We start from the raw sequence: 18,027 nt of genomic DNA, 5'->3' as shown, positions 1-18,027 counted from the left end.
CTGTCGGCGTTCCGGTTACCGCTCACGCGCCGCCGCCGGGCGATACCCCCGCACGCGGTGCAGGTCGATGACGACGTCGTACGTCCGGCCCGGGGGCAGCTGATGGCCGCATTCGAAGCGGTAGCGTTCGTTCACGTCCGGCATTCCCGGATACCTGGCCCGCATGATGTGCTTCAGGATCTCCTTCGGCGCCCAGTAGGAGTCCGTCGTCAACGAGCCAAACTCGTCGCCATAGCGGCTCACCGCCGCGTGTTCATCGGCGTGCGGCGTGAGCACAAACACGCTCGGCCGGAGCGCCGGATCGATCCGCGCCGCGCCTGCTTCGAGCAGGTTCAGCTCCAGCCCCTGCGGCCACGCGACCAGCCCGAAGCTCTGCCGCGCCGCCAGCCCCGCGCCGACGAGCAGCATCACGGCCAGTACGCCCCGCGCCGCCCGCCGGCCCCCGAGTTCCGATAGGGCCGCCGCCAGGAGCACCACGCCACCCGCCGCCAACGCGAAGATCACGCGATACGCGGGCCAGCGGTCCGCCACCGCCAGGTTCACCACCACCGTGCCCGCCGCCGCCAACCCGGCCACCGCGACGCCGCTCCATCCCGCGCGCCATCCGCGCCGCGCCAGCCCTGCGGCGATCGCCGCGCCCGTGAGGAGTGCGGTCCACCCCACCGCCGGCGCGCCGCCCTGCCGATTCAGCACGATCGTCGCGAGCGCGTTCTGCAGCGGACGCCCCGCCAGCCACGCCAGCTTGCCGGGGATATCGGCCTCCACCGCCACGCGTTTCGACTCCGGCAGCCAGCCTGCTGCAAACACCGCGAGCATGAGTCCAAACGCCAGCGCCAGCCCGGTTCCCGCCACCACGCCATGCCCCGCCAGCCAACGCCAGGTCTCCTGCGGCCGCCCGGCGCGCGTCACCGCCACCGCCACCATTGCCACGCAGTAAAACTGCGCGCTCGGCTGATAGGTCAGCGCGCTCGCCGCCATCAAGACCACCGCGCCTCCGAGCGCCCACGCCCGTCCCTCCCGCCGCCCCAACCCGCGCTCCGCCCACGCAAAAGCCGCGAGCGCCAGCAGCACCGCCCCCGCCAGCGGCCACGCCACCGCCCAACTCGCGATCAGCTGCGCACTCGGGAGCACCACGATCAGCGCCGCCACGAGCATCGCCTCCACCGCCGCCCACCCGGCCCGCCGAAGCAGGACGAACAGCGTCGCCGTCACCACTCCCAGCAGCAGCGTGCCCGTCAGCCGCAACCAGCGCAGGTCGTCGATGCCATCCGCCAACCGGAACGAATGCTCCTGCAGCCACCCAAGCAGTGGCCGCGCCTGCGCCGCACAAAATTGAAACACCTTGCCCGACTCCTCCCGCGCCTCCCGCAGCACCGCGTAATCATCACGAAACCCGTACCGGTGGAACACCGCCGGCGCGTACACGCCGAGCGGAAACAGGAGCAACCCGACCAGCAACCAGCCGCGCCACGCCCGCTGCGTTGGTCGGCGGCGCTCCGCCTCGGCGTCGCACCCGCCGCGCGACACCGCCGCGGTCGCGGCGCCGGAAGGCCACCACCCGCGGCGCCACAGCTCCGCCCTCCCCATCCTCGACCAGCGAGCCAGCCGCGTTTGCATCCGCCGCTAGACCGCGCGCGCGGTCGCCGGTGCGTCCCCCCGCGCACGGTCACGCAATACGTGACACTTCCGCGTCACCGCCCTGCGGCCCACTGTCACGCAATACGTGACAGTTTTTCGCGCCGTTCCCTCGTGGGCCGGTCGCCAGTGTCACGTATTGCGTGACACTTCCAGCGCGCGCGGCCCCCGGGCCAGTGTCACGTATTGTGTGACAGTTTTCGCTGCCGCGGGGCGCGCGTCAGAACCCGAGTTCGCCCTGCACGCCGTGCGGCTCCTCGGGCTTCACGCCGAGGTACGGCCCGTACCGCGTCAGCCAGTCGTCCAGCTTCGCGAGATAATACTCCGCGTCGTACGGCGCGGCCTCGGGATCGAACAGCGACAGCGCCCGCGCACGCTGCCAGTCGCTGCCGCGGCCCTGATTGATCGCGGAAATGTAGTACACCACGCGGTCGCCCATGCGCGGCCGCGGCGACAACTTCAGTGCCGCCTCTGCCGACGCCCGCCGCGGCTTCCCGCCCTCCGCGATAAACCGCTCGTACGCCTCGAGGTTCTGACTCAGCGACTCGCTCTTGGCCAACGCCTCCACGGGAAGCGCGCGGCGCCGCAACTTCTGCCGATACTCCTCGGCCAGCGCGAGCGGCGACTCCTTTGCCGCGCCCAGCAGGTACGCGATCATCTCGTCCGTCAGCTTCTTCAGGTAAGGTTCGGTGCCGCGCGAACGCAGCGCGCTGCCGCGCAGGATGATCTTCTCTCCGTCGAACAGCGCGTAGTTCTTCGCCTTGTAGCAGAACATCGCCGGATACCGGCCGTCGAACTCGAGCTCGATACCCTCCGGCAGGATCGGCACCACCTTCGCCAGCAGCGCGTCCGGGTCGTCAAAGTACCGGTCGGAGGACAGGTAGATGCCGTCCGTATCCGCCTCGAGCAGTGTGCAGCCGTGCTTCGCAAACTCGTCGATCAACGCCTGCAGCAGCTCCCGCCCGCGACGCGTCACCTCCGCCGCGAGTTCGCCATCGCCAAACCGCGCCCCGGAGAAACCCAGGTACCCGTAGAACGAGTTGATCAGGATCTTGAAGCTCGCCTGCCGCGCCTGCGCCTCCGCCCGCTCCTCCGGCTGCGGCGCCGTGCGCGCCAGCAGCTTGTACTTCAACCGGTACTCGCGCAGCTGGCGCAACAGCGGGATGAACACGCCGAGCGTGTCGTTGCGCGGATTGCGGCCGATGTGGAGCAGCAGGCTGGGATACAGCGACGCCACGTCGAAGTGCAGCACGTGCCGGTAAACGCCTTCCTGGAAACTCCGCGTATAACCTCCCTCAAAGGGCTTCACCTCCGGCGGCAGCGGACACGCCTGCCGGCCGTGGTAGTACTCCTCGAGAAAGAGCAGATCGATCTTCGAGGTTGCCCCGCGCAGCGTCGCTTCTTGCAGCAGCGTCGGAAATGTCCGCGTTTGCTCGAAGTAAGTCGGCAGCAACTGGTCCGCGAGCCCCTGCGTTTCGCGCAGATCGTCCTCGAGGTAGGCGCAAAACCGGACGCGGTCCTGGGCGAACACGTGCTGGATCTGCCGACCCTCGATGTACGTGCGATCCGCCCCGTCCTCCGGCGTCACGCCAAAGTAGATCGCCGCCTCCTTCAGCCCGTAGGACGTCATCTCGCGCGTGGAGATGTCGTGCAATTGCACCAGCAGATAGGTGTCGATCACCGCGCGTCCGGCCAGGTCGCAGCGCACGAAATCGATCCACCGTTCCGCCACCTTCAGCCGGCTGCTCCGGAACCGCGCCTTCTGACCATAGCGTCCCCACGCACACGGCACGCGGTGCCGCCGGCACCGCTGCCGCAGGTACTCGAGGTCGAACTTGAAGAGGTTGTGCCCCTCGATGACGTCCGGATCCAGTTCCGCCAGCGCCTGGTTCAGCGACTCGAGCAACCGCTTCTCCGCCGCATCGGTTGCTTCCTCGAGCAACAGCAACCGAGGCTGACCACGAAAGCGCAGCCCGATGGCGAGCACGCGATCCTCCGCCCGCTCGGCGTCGGGGAAACCGCCGTCGGGTGACGCCACCTCGATGTCGAGTTGCAGCCGGCGCAGCTGCGCGAAACTCAGTTCCCGATATAGCCGCAAGCGGTGCTGCAGCAGATACTGGCTCTCGAACGGCCGGATCGCATCGAAGCCGATGCCGGAGCTGCGCGCCTGGCTCGCGTAGCGCTCGAACGCTCCGCGATCGTCCGCGTGCACCAGCCGGTTGTACGGTCCATCCCCCGCCAGCCGCTCCAACGAAAGTCCGACGAGATGCGCCTCCGGCGGGGTGTCGTTGAGCCAAGCGAAGGGCCGGAACGTATCCAGCCGCTCCTCGCGCCGACCGGCGGCGTCCTCCACCGTAAGGTGCACGCGACCGTCGTCATCGACCCATACGCCGCAGACGGATCCGTTCATGGGCGCTCGCCTCCCGCTGCCGGCGCGCCCCGCCCTTTCGCGTGGGCGCCCACCCGCATCGCTCCGCCGAATGCAGCCCGCGCGGGTGCCCGGCCAGCGCCACCTGAAGAGCTGAACCGGTGCCGCCGCACGTCTGCGTCTCCGCGCCTTACGGCTTCCAGTAGACCATCACCAGCGCGAGCGTGGCGATGCCGAGGATCACGCTGATCAACGCCCCGGCGCTGTTCCGCTTGCGGTAGCCGATGCCGGCGAGCGCCGACAGCGCCAGCCAGCAGACGAGCTTCACGATCACCCAGGTGGCCATCACGAAGCCGAACATCCCCTGCCACATGCGGATGCCCGTAACCAAGGCCAGCAGTGTCGCGATGCCGGTGATGATCATCACCCGCTTCCGGCTCTCAGGCTGGGCCGCAAACGCGTACACGGTGAACGCGAGCAGGACGACGAGGGACGCCACGTGCAGGACGTGGAGGAGATTCAGTTCGAACAACGACATGGTGTGGGGGATTGGCCGCACACCGTTTCCATTTTTCCCGCCTCTGCAAAGAGATAAATGACACTCCGCCTGTGCCGTATGCCCAAAGGCTCAAACCTTTTTAGATTTAGGTGGGCGCCTCCCCGCAGCTTCAGCCTTCCGATTTACGGCCTGGCATCTTCCGCGGGGGTTCAGCTCCCGTAATGTATCTAAGGCAAAGAGCAGTTATTGAAAGCACCTCGAACACTGCAGGGTGTCGCCAAAAAGGTAGTTTCGGCCCCACCTCCGTCAAACGGGAACACTGCTTATTCTTGGTATTTTTCCGGCGTCGCGGCCGCCGACACAATCGAGTGACAATCCTCGGGAATTTCCCGGGAAGGTTTTCGGGAAGTCCCTTGGGCCAAAGCGGTTGTTAGCCTGACCCCGGCACACACTGTGCCGCATGACCGGCTCCTCCGGCTCCATCTTCAGTCCCGTCTCCCCGCACGCCCAAGCCATCACCGACCTGTTCGTGATCTCGCTTTGGATCTGCGCGGTCATCTTCGCGATCGTCGCGGGACTCGTGGGTTACAGCTTGTTCCGCTACCGCTGGCGCGAGGGCACGCCCGAGCCAGAGCAGACCGCCGGCCACAAGAAGCTCGAGATTGTCTGGACCGTCATCCCCTTCCTCATCGTGCTCCTGCTCTTCGGCCTGACCGTCCGGGCCATGCAGCATTCCGACCCGCCCCCGAGCGGCAACCCGGACCTGATCGTTGTTGGCCACCAGTGGTGGTGGGAAGTCCGGGATCCCAAGAACGGCTTCGTCACGGCCAACGAGATCCACATTCCCGTCGGTCGGCCCATCTCCATCGAACTCGATGCCACCGATGTGCTCCACGAGTTCTGGGTGCCCCAGCTCACCCGCAAGATGACCACCGTCCCGGGCGCGCGAAACCATGTCTGGATGCAGGCCGACAAGCCCGGCGTCTATGAGGGCGTGTGTTCGGAGTTCTGCGGCACGCAACACGCCTGGATGCGCTTTCAGGTCGTAGCGGAATCGCCCGAGGACTACGCGGCCTGGGTCCGGCACCAGCAGTCCGCCGCCCGCCCGCCCGCCGGCGCCGCCGCCCGCGGCCAGCGGCTGTTCCGCGACATGACGTGCGTGAACTGCCACACGGTCCGCGACAGCGATCGCGCGCCCAACGCCGGTCCCGATCTCACGCATCTCGCCACGCGGCGTCAGATCGGCTCCGGCATCCTGCCCAACACGCCCGAAAACCTCCGCCGCTGGCTGTCGGATCCCCAGCAGGTGAAACCGGGCGTGAAGATGCCCAACTTCAAACTCACCGACGAGCAGCTCGATGACCTGCTTGCCTACCTGCACTCGCTGGAATGAACCCCGCGCTCCCACCGCCCCGCTCCGCATGAACATCGCGCGCACTTCTCCCATCGCCCCCGAGATCCTCAACGCCGAGGAGCACGCGCACTGGAAACTGGCCTGGCTCTCCACCGTCGACCACAAGCGCATCGGCATCCTGTACCTCCTGTTCGCGCTGTTGTTCTTCGTCGTCGGCGGACTCGAAGCCTTGTTCATCCGGCTCCAGCTCGCGGTGCCCAACAACACGCTGGTGGGCCCGGACACCTTCAACGCGCTGTTCACGATGCACGGCACGACGATGATCTTCCTCGTCGCGATGCCGGCGCTCTTCGGCCTGGCGAACTACTTTATTCCCCTCCAGATCGGCGCGCGCGACATGGCGTTTCCCCGCCTCAACGCCCTCAGCGCCTGGGTCATCCCGCTCGGGGCGGCCCTGATGCACTTCTCCATCTTCATCGGGCTCCCGAAGACCGGCTGGTTTGCGTACACGCCGCTCAGCGAGGCGCCGTACAGCACCGGACTCGGTGTGGACTACTGGATTCTCGGCCTCGTCGTCCTCGGCATCGGCTCCGTGGCCACCGCCGTGAACATCATCGCCACCGTGCTCTGCATGCGCGCGCCGGGCATGACGCTCCGCCGGCTGCCGCTCTTCACGTGGATCAACTTCGTCAACGCGTTCATCGTCCTATTCGCGCTGCCGATCCTGAACGTCGCCCTCGTGATGCTGCTGATGGACCGCCAGCTCGGCGCCCACTTCTTTTACGGCACCGGCGGCTCGCCGGTCCTGTGGCAGCACCTCTTCTGGGCGTTCGGCCACCCGGAGGTGTACATCCTCGCCCTGCCCGCCTTCGGCATCATTTCGGAGGTCATCCCGGTGTTCTCACGCAAGCCGATTTTCGGCTATGAGTTCGTGGCCGTCTCGTCCGTCGCGATCGCGCTGCTCAGCTTCGGCGTGTGGGCCCACCACATGTTCACCGTCGGCATGGGCCATGTCGCGGACACGTTCTTCGTCATCGCCTCGATGCTGATCGCCATCCCGACTGGCGTGAAGGTGCTCAATTGGAGCGCCACCATGTACAAGGGCCGGATCCACTTCACCGTGCCCATGCTGTACGCGATCGCGTTCGTGATCCAGTTCACCGCCGGCGGACTCAGCGGCGTCACGCACGCCCAGGCGGCCCTGGATTGGCAGACCAAGAACAGCTACTACCTCGTGGCCCATTTCCACTACGTCGCCGTCGGCGGCGTGGTCTTCGCCATCCTCGCCGGGCTGCACTACTGGTTTCCCAAAATCAGCGGCCGCATGCTCTCCGAGCGCCTCGGCAAGTGGGGTTTCTGGTTCATGGTGTTGGGCTTCAACGGCACGTTCGGCATCCAGCACTTCCTCGGCTTCGTCGGCATGCCGCGGCGCGTCTACACGTATCCGGATTTCCCCAACTGGGGCTGGATGAACCTGGTCTCGACCATCGGCGCCTGCCTCATGGGCGTGTCCGCCGTCCTGCTGGTCATCAACCTCGCCCGGGCCCTCCTGCGCGGCAAATCCGCCGGCGCCAACCCCTGGCAGGCCTGGACGCTCGAGTGGGCCACGCCTTCGCCGCCACCGCCGCACAACTTCGACGCCCTCCCACCGCTGCACAGCCGCCGCCCGTTGTGGGACGACGCCAATCCCACGCGTCCCGATCCGGTCGTCGGCCAGGACGCCATCGCCGTGCCCAACCGGGCGCACACCGGCGTGTGGACGCTCATCGCGTCCGAAGCCGGCTTCTTCGGCACGCTCCTGTTCGTCTTTCTCTACCTGAACATCCACCCGGCGCCCGGCCCGAACGCCTCGGTGCTCGAGCTGGGCCGGACGCTCGGGTTCAGCGTCTGCCTCTTCGCCAGCAGCTTCACCCTCTGGCGCGCGGAGGCCGCCGAGCGCGCCGGCTCCCGCGGCGGGACCGCCGGCCGGCTCGGCCTCACCGTCCTGCTCGGCGCGATCTTCCTCGGCGGCCAGGCCTACGAATATTGGGAGCTCTATCAGCATGGGGTCACGGTGAGCGTGAACAACTTCGCCGCCTCATTCTTCCTGCTCACCGGCTTCCATGGTTTCCATGTCTTCGCCGGCCTCGTCGCCCTGCTCATCATGCTGGGTCTCACGCTGGGGCGCGACTTCGGCAGTCGGCGCTCCCCGCTCGTGGCCATCGGCCTGTATTGGCATTTTGTGGACGTCGTCTGGGTTTTCGTGCTCCTGGCCGCCTACATTCTGCCGCGTTTCCTATGAGTCTCTTCACCTATTTCTTCCAGGGCTGGAACTGGAACCCGGCCGTTCTCGTCACGCTCCTCCTCGCCGGCGCCGTCTACGTCTGGCGCTTTGGTCGCCGTGGCCGCCCCGTCTGCTTCGTCGCCGCGCTGCTCGTCGTCGCAGTCGCCCTGCTGTCCCCGCTCAACCTGCTCGCGAACGGCGTCCTCTTCAGCGCGCACATGGCGCAGCACATTCTCCTGCTCCTGTTCGTCCCGGGCTTGGTGCTCCTCAGCCTGCCTGCCAGCGCCCCTGCCCGCCTCCGTCCTGAGCCCGCCGCCGCCGGCGCTCTTCGCCCCACCAGCCCCCTCGCCGTCCTCGGCTGGGTGCTGGGCGTGGGATCAATGTGGTTCTGGCACCTGCCGCAGGTCTGCAACCTCGCAGCCACGCGCCCGCCCATTCACGCGCTGCAGTCGCTCTCGTTGATCACGATGGGCGCGCTGTTCTGGTGGCCGATTCTGGCCCCCCGCTCCAGCCAACGCCTCAACCCCGGCTTTGGCGTGGGTTACCTGTTCACCGCGTGTCTCGGCTGCTCCGCCCTCGGCATCCTAATTACGCTTTCGCCCCTCGAGGTCTGCGCTGCGTTCACCGCGCCCACCACTGCTCCGAGCCTGTGGGCTGATCTCCGCGAGCGCCTGACCTTCCGCCGCGACCAGCAACTCGGCGGCCTCCTGATGTGGGTCCCCATGTGCCTCGTGTACGTCGCCGCCATCGTCCTCGAACTCACGCGCTGGCTCGGCTCCGGCCGCACCGCGCCTCACCTCCCCGCCCCCAAAGGCTCCGCATGAGCGCCGCCCCACGTCCGCCCCAACCGCCCGCGCCCCCCACTCCGCCGGTGCCCGGCCCTTCCGCTGCCGACGTGCCATCGGGCTGGACTCCGCTCCCGCTCGAGCATCTGCCGGCGCCGACCTTCTGGCCCGCCGGGCTCGCCCTCGCGATCACGTTCCTCTTCTGGGGCCTCATCTCGTCCTGGGTGATCCTCGTGATTGGACTCGGGCTGTTCGCCGTCTCCCTCGGCGGCTGGATCAAAGACATTCGCCATGAACGAAAACACCACTCCTGACCCCGCCCGCGCCGTCCCGACTCCCGGCGACGCCGAGTTGGCCAGCCGCCGGCAGTTCTTGTCGCGGATGTCGCTCACGCTGGGCGCCGCTTGCGCTGGCGTGGTGGGCGCGCCCGCCCTCGCGTTCACGGTCGCGCCGCTGTTCCGCCGCGCGCCGTACGCCTGGCGCACCGTGGGCCAGCCGAAGGATTTCGATGTCGGCAAGACCATCAACGTCACCTTCGAGGACCCGTCTCCGCTCCCCTGGGCCGGCGTCACCGCCCGCGCCGGCGCCTGGCTGCGGCGCGAGCCGAACGACACGTTCACCGCCTTCTCCGTCCACTGCACCCACCTGGGCTGCCCAGTCCGCTGGATGCCCGACGCCAACCTCTTCATGTGCCCGTGCCATGGCGGCGTCTATTACGCCGATGGCACGGTGGCCGCGGGCCCGCCCCCGCTGCCGCTGTTCCGCTACGATGTTCGCGTGCTCGCGGGCAACGTTCAGGTGAAGGCCGCGCCGATCCCGATCACCACGACCCTTTGAATCCCGCCCGCTTCCCCCTTCGTCCATGAGAGGCTTCTTCAACCGCACCTGGAACTGGGTCGACGACCGGCTCGGCTTGTCCGACCTGCTCGGGCCGTCGCTGAAGCACCTCGTGCCCCGCGACGCCAAGTGGTGGTACGTGTTCGGCAGCGCCACGCTCGCCGCCTTCATCGTCCAGATCGTCACCGGGGTCGCGCTCGCGTTCTCCTACGTGCCGTCCTCCTCGCAGGCGTTCGACACGCTACGCTTCATCAGCGACGAGGCGCCGTTCGGCAGCTTCCTCCGCGGCATGCACTACTTCGGCGCGTCCGCCATGGTGCTGATGGTCGGTGCCCACATGGCGCAGACCTTCCTTTTCGGCGCTTACAAGTACCCGCGGGAAATGAGCTGGGGCACCGGCGTGCTCCTGCTCGGGTTCACTTTGGTCATGGGGTTCACCGGACAACTGCTCCGTTGGGACCAGACCGCCGCCTGGTCGGTCGTGGTGGCCGCCGAGCAGGCCGGCCGGGTGCCTTTCGTCGGTGAATGGCTCGCCACGTTCATCCTGGGCGGCACCACGATCGGCGGTGCGACGCTCAGCCGGTTCTTCGCGATCCACGTGTTCGTGATCCCGGCCCTCATGTTCGCGTTCATCGGCCTCCATCTCTGGCTCGTCCTGCGTCACGGCATTTCCGAACCGCCCGTGCCCGGCAAGCCCGTCGATCCGCAGACCTACAAGCAGGAGTACCACGCGCAGCTCGAGCGCACCGGCGTGCCGTTCTGGCCCGACGGCGCGTGGCGCGACTTCGTCTTCGGCACCGCGATGATCGTGGTGATTGCGGTGCTCGCGCTCGTGTTCGGCCCACCGCCGATCGAGATGCCGCCCGATCCCAGCATCCTGCAGGCCGACCCGCGGCCAGACTGGTACCTGCTCTGGTATTTCGCGGTGCTCGCGCTGATTCCCGAACGCATCGAGGGCGTCGTCATGATCGCCGCGCCCGTGCTCATCGGCATCCTTCTCCTGCTGGCGCCAATCCTCGGCAACCGCGGCGAGCGGCACTGGTCGCGCCGTCCCTGGGCGATCGGCGTCGTGCTCGTTGCCGTCCTCATGATCGGCTCGCTCTGGATTCAGGGAGCCAAGGCTCCGTGGTCTCCCAACTTCGAGGCGAAGCCGCTGCCCTTGGCGGTCGTCGGCACCGACCGCGGGCTCGTCGCGGAGGGGGCCCGCCTGTTTCACCAGCGCGCCTGCCTCAACTGCCACCTCGTGGCCGGGCACGGCGGCCGCCGCGGCCCCGATCTCACCGTGGTTGCCGAGCGCCTCTCGCAGGCTGACCTCATCATCCGCATCGTCAACGGCGGCACCAACATGCCCGCCTATGGCAACACGCTCACGCCCGGTGAGCTGGACGCCATCGTCGCCTTCCTCGAGACGCGCCACCGCCTCAAGGGCCCGCCCTACGAGGCCCACGTCCCGAGCGACGTGCGCAATCCCCCGCGCGTGCCCGAGGCAAACCAGCCGTGACGTGGAACCAGCCACGCCGATGTTGTATCTGAAGCGCCGGCCCCCGCATCCTGCGGTCCGGCCCCTTCTTCCACCATGCGCTTCATCCTCGGTTTGATCTTCGGCGTCCTGATCGGCGCGGTCGGCATGCACGTCTATCTCGACCAACCGGTCGCGGCAGGTAACGCCACCGTCCGCGCCGGCACCGGCAACAGCAGTGTCACCGGCTCCGGCGCGCGCAATGCCGCCGACCGCGCGCTCCAGAAATCGCGCGCGGCGGCCTCCGACTTCTCCGATGCGCTCAGCGAGAAAATGCGCGAATGGCACCTCACGCCCGAGGAGATTCGCCAGGAGCTGTCCAAGAGCGGCCAGGTCGCCCGCGAAAACGCCGCCCGCGCGCGCGACAAGGTCTCCGACTTGCGCATCGTGGCGGTCATCAAGTCCAAGTACGTCCTCGACCGCGACCTCTCGGCCACCGCGCTCACCGTCGAGAGCACCGACGGCCGCGTCACGCTCGGCGGCCAGGTCGCCGCGGAGAATCTCGTCGGCAAGGCGGTGGCGCACGCGCTCGACACCGATGGCGTGCACCATGTGACGTCGAAGATCGTGGTCGCAGGCGCCGGCCGCTGAACGGCTTCGGAAGCCGCCTGAAGGCCGAAACCGCAGCCCCCAAGCGCGGCGTGGGGCGCCCCCCGAAACGGTCGGAGCCGTCTCGCGCGCCCGAAGCGGGCCGGCATGAGCATTCAGCGCCGCTCGCCAAAACAATTTCTTGCACTTCGTTGGTGCGCTGCGTAACCGCTCGCAACCCATGAAGTCACTTGTCATCGCCGAGAAGCCGTCCGTGGCGGCCGATCTCGCGCGCGCACTCGGGAAGATTCCCAAGAAGGCTGATCACTACGAGAACGACGATTACGTCATCTCGTACGCGCTCGGTCATGTCGTGGAACTCGAGATGCCCGAGGACATTGACAAGAAGAAGTACGGTTTCTGGCGGTTGGAGACGCTGCCGATCATTCCCGAGAAGTTTGGCCTCAAGCCCGTCGAGGATTCCAAGGACCGCTTCACCGCCCTGAAGAAGCTCATTGCCCGCAAGGACATCGACCAGGTCATCAACGCCTGCGACGCCGGGCGGGAGGGCGAGCTAATCTTCGCCTACCTGTATCAGCTTACCAAGTGCAAGTTGCCGGTGAAACGTGCCTGGATGCAGACGATGACCGCTGAGGGCATCCGCGAAGCCTTCCAGCACCTGCGCGAGGGCGAGAAGATGCGCGGGCTCGAGGCGGCGGCGCGCTGCCGCAGCGAAAGCGACTGGCTCATCGGCATCAACGGCACGCGCGCCCTCACCAAGCGCATGTTCGGCTCGCGTGCCGGCAACGTGGCCTCGGTTGGCCGCGTGCAGACCCCCACCCTCGCGATCGTGTACGCCCGCGAGCAGGAGATCCGGAACTTCAAGCCGCGCGATTACTGGCGCGTCACCGCCACCTTCGCGGTCGCCAAGGGCAGCTACGAGGGCGTGTATCAGCGTCCCAACTTCAAGCGCGCCGAGAATGACGACCAGGACCGCGTCGACCGCATTTGGGATAAAGCCATGGCCGACGCCGTGCTCGCCGCCTGCCAGGGGCAGCCGCTCGCGCAGGTCACCGAGGAGAAGAAGGCCAGCACGCAGGCGTCTCCGCGCCTCTACGACCTAACGACGCTCCAGCGCGAGGCTAACAACCGCTACGGCCTGCCCGCCCGCCGCACGCTCCAGATCGCGCAAGCACTGTACGAGCGGCACAAGATGATCACGTATCCGCGTACCGATTCCCGCGCGCTGCCCGAGGACTATATTCCCACGGTGCGCGAGACACTGCGCAACCTCCACGGCGGCCACCTGGAACCCTTCGCGCAACAGGTACTGGACTCCGGCTGGGTCGTGCCCAACCGCCGCATCTTCAACAACGCCCAAATTTCGGACCACTTCGCGATCATCCCCACGACCCACGAGGCCAAGCACCTCGAGGACATGGAGGCCAAGGTATTCGACATGATCGCCCGCCGCTTCGTCGCCGTGTTCTTTCCGGCGGCCGAGTTCGACATCACCACGCGCACCAGCACGGTCGGCGGCCACGAGTTCCGCACCGAGGGCAAGGTGCTCACCTCCCCCGGCTGGCTCGCCGTGTACGGCAAGACCACCGTCGAGGAGGGCTCCACCGATTCGAAGGCGCTGCCGGCGCTTTCCAGCGAGGACGGCTCGCCCGTGCGCGCCAAGACCATCGAGGCGACGCAACACGCCGAGCAGACCAAGCCGCCACCCCGCTACACGGAAGCCACGCTCCTCTCCGCCATGGAAGGTGCGGGCAAACTCGTCGACGACGAGGAACTCGCCGAAGCCATGAAGGAACGCGGTCTCGGCACCCCGGCGACCCGCGCCGACACGATCGACGGCCTGATCAATCAGAAGTACATGGATCGCAACCAGCGCGAGCTGGTGCCGAGCGCCAAGGCTGAGCAGCTCCTCCAGTTCATCGGCGCCGTGAAGGCCGAGGAACTCACCAAGCCCGACCTCACCGGCGAGTGGGAGTACAAGCTGCGCCAGATCGAGCACGGCAAGTTCACGCGCGAGCAGTTCATGGCGGAGATCGCCGCCACCACCAAGGGCATCGTCGAGCGCGTCAAGGGCTTCGAGGAGGATGAGTCCGCCGCGCCCGAGACCGACATCATTTCGCCGACCGACCAGAAGCCGATGCGCGAGATGCTCCGCGGCTACAAGTCCCAGGACGGCGTCCTCACCGTGTACAAGGTCATCGGCGGCCGCAAAATGGAGCCGCACGAGGTCAAGGAACTCGTCGAGAAGGGCGTCGTCGGTCCGCTCGACGGCTTCATCTCCGCCAAGACCCGCGCCCGCTTCGCCGCCACGCTTAAGCTCACCAAGGACGAGGAGGCCGGGAAGTACAAAGCCGAGTACGATTTCGGCGACAAACAGGACATCGGGACCCTCGAGCCCTTCTGGACGGATCCCGCGAGCGGCGCCGAGCTCTGCGAGAACGGTTCCAGCTACATTCTGCGCGAACGCGAGGGCGACGCCTGGAAACAGAGTTTCCGCGTCGGCCGCCTGATGTGCCAGAAGCCGATCCCGCGCGAAGCTGCCATCCAGCTCGTCACCACCGGCAAGACCGAGCTCATCAAGGGCTTCATCTCCAAGAAGGGCCGCCCGTTCGATGCCTTTCTCAAACGCGAGAACGCCCGCATCGCCTGGGAGTTTCCGCCCCGCGCCCCGAAGCTGGGCAAGGACGGCAAGCCCATCGCCCGCAAAGCCAAGACTCCCCCCGATCTCTCGCAGGCCACGGTCGTCGGTCGAAGCAAGATGCACAAGGACGCCGAGATTCTGGAAACGCCTGAGGCCTTCTACGTGCGCCGACCCGACCAGGACAACCGCGTGGTCATGACGCTCAAGAAGGAGCTCTGCGGCCGGAAGCTCTCGCTCGACGAACTCAAGCCGATGTTCGAGGAGGGCCGCTCCGGCCTGATCGAGGGCTTCATGTCGAAGCGCGGCCAGCCATTCGGCGCCTTCCTCGTGCTCTCGCCCACCGGCGCCAAAGCCGAGTTCGAGTTTCCCCCGCGGTAAGCGGCGGTCTCCGCCCGGCCTGCTCCCGCTCGTCGCTGCGGTTCGCCTCGGGGCGGCCGCGCGAGAGCGCTCGTATCAGAATCACCCCGGTCCACCGGGAGCCCCCCTCCCTCGCCCGCAGGTCCCGGCGCTTGGTCGCCTGCCGGCATCGGCGGCGCCGGATCCGCTGTTACTTGTCGGCGACAGTCGCGTCTAGCGCAGGCAACCGTGAACTACAAAACCTTCGTCACCGCCCTCCTCGTCCTGACCGTCGTCGGGGCTTCGGTGCTCGTCTGGCATCAGCGCCAGCAGATCCAGGAGCTTCGGCTCGCCGCCTTGGGTGAGACCGAGCGCGCCGATCTTCTCAAACGCATCCGCCGGCTCGAAGACGAGAACCGCGACCTGCGCACCAAACTCGCCGCGGCCCGCACCTCCCCGCGCGCCGCCGAAGGTGAAGGCGAACTCGCCAGCGCCCCCGACGCCGAAAACGCCGGCCCGCGCGCGTTCCGCGGCCGCGGCCCCCAGTTCGCAGCGCTCCGCGAGCTGATGGCGAAGCCGGAGGCCCAGGCCCTCCTCTCCGCGACCCAGAAGTCGATGCTGGATTCGCGCTACGCCGCACTCTTCAGGAAGCTGGGCCTGACGCCGGACCAGAGCAGCAAACTGAGTGCGCTCCTGCTCGATCGCCAGAGCACGATGCAGGACGTCCTCACCGCCGCGCGCGAGCAAGGACTCGATCTTCGCAACGATCGCGACAGCATCCGCAAACTCGTCGCCGACGCCCAGAGCACCGTCGACGCCAGCATCAAGTCCCTCCTCGGCGACACCGGCTACTCCCAACTCGTCAACTACGAGCAGACGCTCCCACAGCGAAACGTCGTCAACGCCCTGCAACAGCAGCTCATTTCCAGCGACAGCCCGCTCACCAGCAGCCAGGTCGAACAACTCGTCGATATTCTAGCCGCGTCGGCGTCGACTACCGCGGATGCAGCCGCGGACGCACCGCCCCCGCCTCGCGGTGATTTCGGCGGCCCCGGCGGCGGTATGCTCTTCGGCGGCGGTGGCGCAGGCGGGGTCGTCGGCCCCAGCTCGGCGGCCATCAGCTCCGCCGCCCTCGCCCAGGCCCAAACCGTTCTCTCGGCTTCGCAGCTCGCCGCCCTCCAGCAGCTCCAGCAGCAGCAACAGAACGCGCGTCAGCTCCAGCAACTCATCCGCGGCGCCGCCGGCTCCACTCGCGGTGGACGCGGCGGTGGGGGTTGATTCGTCGCCCGGATTCGCAGCCCGCAACGCCCATCGCGCAGCCGGCCCGCCCGGCCTCGCGGACCCGTTGGTTGAGCGCAGCTTCTGCGGCACAAGGTGCGCGTAGGGCTTCGCTAATAATGCATAGAGAAATGCCTTGCGGATAGGTTGGCCCGGGCGAAAGGTTCGACCCTGTCATTCTACGCCTATGATCGTAACCACTGCGCAGCTGTTCAAACACGCTTACGGCAAGTACGCTGTGGGCGCATACAACATCAATAACGCGGAGCAGGCCATGGGCCTGTTCAAGGGCTGCATCCAGTCCAAGGCCCCGTTCATCATCCAGATTTCCAAGGGCGCGCGGAAGTACACCGACAAGAAGATGCTCGAGGCCATCATTCGCGCCGCGAATGACATTTTCCCCGAGGCGATCTTCGCCGTTCACCTGGATCACGGTGACGAGGAAACCTGCTACGACTGCATCAACTCGGGCTTCTACAGCTCGGTGATGATCGATGCCTCGCACGAGACCTACGAGAAGAACATCGAGATCTCGAAGCGCGTCGTCGAAGCAGCCCACAAGAAGGGCATTTCGGTCGAAGCCGAACTCGGCCAGCTCGGCGGCGTCGAGGAAGACATCAAGGTCGAGGACGGCCATGCCACTCTCACCAATCCGGACGAGGCCAAGGATTTCGTCACCCGCACGGGTTGCGACTCCCTCGCCTGCGCGATCGGCACCAGCCACGGCGCCTACAAGTTCAAGGGCAAGCAGTCCCTCCACTTCGACGTGCTGAAGAAGATCCAGCACATCATGCCGGGCTACCCGCTCGTCATGCACGGCTCGTCCTCGGTGCCGCAGGATGAGGTCGCCCGCATCAACGCCGCCGGTGGCAAGCTCGGCAGCGCGGTCGGCGTCGACGTCAACGAGTACCTCCCGGCCGCCAAGCTGGGCGTCACCAAGATCAACATCGATACCGACGGCCGCCTGGTCTGGACCCGCGTTCACCGCGAGTTCTTCCGCGACAAGCCGCAGGAGTTCGATTTCCGCCCGCCGGGCAAGATCTTCATCGAGGAATACGCGAAGTTCATCGCGAGCCGGAATCACCTCCTCGGCAGCGAGGGCCAGCTCGAAGACCTCCGCAAGAACCTCGGCAAGTAATCGGAAGCTCCGCGTCCGATCCCTTTCACGGCCGCCTCTCGGGGCGGCCGTTTTTTTTGCGCCCGAATTCGGGAATCAAACCGCGTCCTGTCGGGCGGGCGCGCGGCAGACGCCCGGCCAATGCCCCAAGGCGTCAGTTCGGCGCCGTTGCGCTGGCCCTCCCTATAAGTCGCCCTCCCTACCCTGACGCGGGTGGCCGCGCAGGTTACGCGGCGGCAGCGGCCGCAGTCGGAAGCTCGCGGCCACAGAGTTCGCCCCGATCGAGAACGGCCGACCACGGGATTGGGCTGTGTCCGTCCAGACCGAGCGAAAAGACCAGCGTCTTCCAGTCTTCATCCGGGTGGGCCGGGTATTCCTCGGGAGTGAATCCACGGCGGAGGTAGAGCTGGGTGGCTTTGGCGTACTCCTGCTCGTCGGTCGTCCAAAGCCGGAGCGTGTGACGGCCCTCGGCGCGCATTGTGGAGATGATCCAGTCCAGCATCTTGGCGCCGCGTCCGAAGCCCCGGGAATCAGGCAAGAGTCCGAACCACGCGAGCCAGAGCTCGTCGGGCTGAGCCTGATAGCCGTAGAGAGTCGCGAGACCGCAAACAGGCCCGTGGCCGATGTGCGCGGTCCAGCAGCGAACGGAAGCCAAACGATGGGAGCCGAAGAAGCCGGCGTGCTCCGTCGGGGAGAGCGCGGCGGCCAGCGCGACTTGGTGTTCGCGCTCCCAAGGAAACAACTCAGCGGCGACCTGCTGCGTGGTACGCAGGCGCTCAGCATCGAGTGGCTGGAAGTTCATTTGCCCTCTACGTTAGCGTTAGGCGCTCCGGCGTCCGAGTGCGT

General features: G+C 67.1%; 14 protein-coding genes and 1 other RNA gene. 10 read left to right on the top strand and 5 right to left on the bottom strand.

What is annotated here, in order from left to right; all coding sequences use genetic code 11:
- Positions 1-15 precede the first annotated feature (15 nt).
- From DB354_RS20590 to ssrS, 4 genes are all read right to left on the bottom strand, one after another.
- Positions 16-1,617: a glucosyltransferase domain-containing protein gene (locus DB354_RS20590; RefSeq protein WP_146180351.1), complete on the bottom strand. Its 1,602-nt coding sequence runs from the start codon at positions 1,615-1,617 to the stop codon at positions 16-18.
- A 238-nt stretch (positions 1,618-1,855) separates the two neighbouring features.
- A complete protein-coding gene (locus DB354_RS20585; protein ID WP_107837517.1) occupies positions 1,856-4,045 on the bottom strand; it encodes a DNA polymerase domain-containing protein in 2,190 nt (729 codons plus the stop codon).
- Between the two features lie 148 nt (positions 4,046-4,193).
- On the bottom strand, positions 4,194-4,541 hold the full coding sequence (locus DB354_RS20580; protein WP_107837516.1) for a hypothetical protein: 348 nt from the start codon (positions 4,539-4,541) through the stop codon (positions 4,194-4,196).
- 58 nt (positions 4,542-4,599) lie between these two features.
- Positions 4,600-4,778, bottom strand: a non-coding RNA gene (gene ssrS / locus DB354_RS20575) — 6S RNA.
- Positions 4,779-4,962: 184 nt separating this feature from the next.
- On the opposite strand from ssrS, the gene coxB reads away from it, so the two are divergent.
- The 10 genes from coxB (at position 4,963) to DB354_RS20525 (ending at position 17,202) form a co-directional block, all read left to right on the top strand.
- Positions 4,963-5,895, top strand: a complete 933-nt coding sequence (gene coxB / locus DB354_RS20570; protein WP_107837515.1) for a cytochrome c oxidase subunit II — start codon at positions 4,963-4,965, stop codon at positions 5,893-5,895.
- 28 nt (positions 5,896-5,923) lie between these two features.
- On the top strand, positions 5,924-8,137 hold the full coding sequence (gene ctaD / locus DB354_RS20565) for a cytochrome c oxidase subunit I (protein WP_107837514.1): 2,214 nt from the start codon (positions 5,924-5,926) through the stop codon (positions 8,135-8,137).
- A complete protein-coding gene (locus DB354_RS20560) occupies positions 8,134-8,943 on the top strand; it encodes a cytochrome c oxidase assembly protein (RefSeq protein ID WP_107837513.1) in 810 nt (269 codons plus the stop codon). The genes ctaD and DB354_RS20560 overlap by 4 nt, the downstream gene beginning before the upstream one ends.
- A 47-nt stretch (positions 8,944-8,990) precedes the next feature.
- Positions 8,991-9,218: a hypothetical protein gene (locus tag DB354_RS20555; protein WP_146180350.1), complete on the top strand. Its 228-nt coding sequence runs from the start codon at positions 8,991-8,993 to the stop codon at positions 9,216-9,218.
- A complete protein-coding gene (locus tag DB354_RS20550) occupies positions 9,196-9,741 on the top strand; it encodes a ubiquinol-cytochrome c reductase iron-sulfur subunit (protein WP_107837511.1) in 546 nt (181 codons plus the stop codon). The genes DB354_RS20555 and DB354_RS20550 overlap by 23 nt, the downstream gene beginning before the upstream one ends.
- Positions 9,742-9,766: 25 nt before the next feature.
- Positions 9,767-11,242, top strand: coding sequence for a cytochrome b N-terminal domain-containing protein (locus tag DB354_RS20545; protein WP_107837510.1), 1,476 nt, complete (start codon positions 9,767-9,769; stop codon positions 11,240-11,242).
- Positions 11,243-11,317: 75 nt separating this feature from the next.
- Positions 11,318-11,851 carry a BON domain-containing protein gene (locus DB354_RS20540; protein WP_107837509.1) on the top strand — a complete coding sequence of 178 codons (534 nt, stop codon included), beginning with the start codon at positions 11,318-11,320 and terminating at the stop codon, positions 11,849-11,851.
- A gap of 178 nt (positions 11,852-12,029) precedes the next feature.
- A complete protein-coding gene (locus DB354_RS20535; protein WP_107837508.1) occupies positions 12,030-14,828 on the top strand; it encodes a DNA topoisomerase III in 2,799 nt (932 codons plus the stop codon).
- A gap of 207 nt (positions 14,829-15,035) precedes the next feature.
- Positions 15,036-16,064: a hypothetical protein gene (locus tag DB354_RS20530; RefSeq protein WP_107837507.1), complete on the top strand. Its 1,029-nt coding sequence runs from the start codon at positions 15,036-15,038 to the stop codon at positions 16,062-16,064.
- A 187-nt stretch (positions 16,065-16,251) separates the two neighbouring features.
- The gene (locus tag DB354_RS20525) at positions 16,252-17,202 is read left to right on the top strand and encodes a ketose-bisphosphate aldolase (protein WP_107837506.1); all 951 of its coding nucleotides are present in this window, start codon (positions 16,252-16,254) and stop codon (positions 17,200-17,202) included.
- A gap of 205 nt (positions 17,203-17,407) precedes the next feature.
- Here DB354_RS20525 and DB354_RS20520 read toward each other — a convergent pair whose 3' ends face one another.
- The gene (locus DB354_RS20520) at positions 17,408-17,983 is read right to left on the bottom strand and encodes a GNAT family N-acetyltransferase (RefSeq protein WP_107837505.1); all 576 of its coding nucleotides are present in this window, start codon (positions 17,981-17,983) and stop codon (positions 17,408-17,410) included.
- Positions 17,984-18,027: the final 44 nt, after the last annotated feature.

Origin of the sequence: Opitutus sp. ER46, assembly GCF_003054705.1 — a bacterium.
GTDB lineage: Bacteria > Verrucomicrobiota > Verrucomicrobiia > Opitutales > Opitutaceae > ER46.
This window is presented reverse-complemented; position numbering and strand designations above follow the sequence as displayed.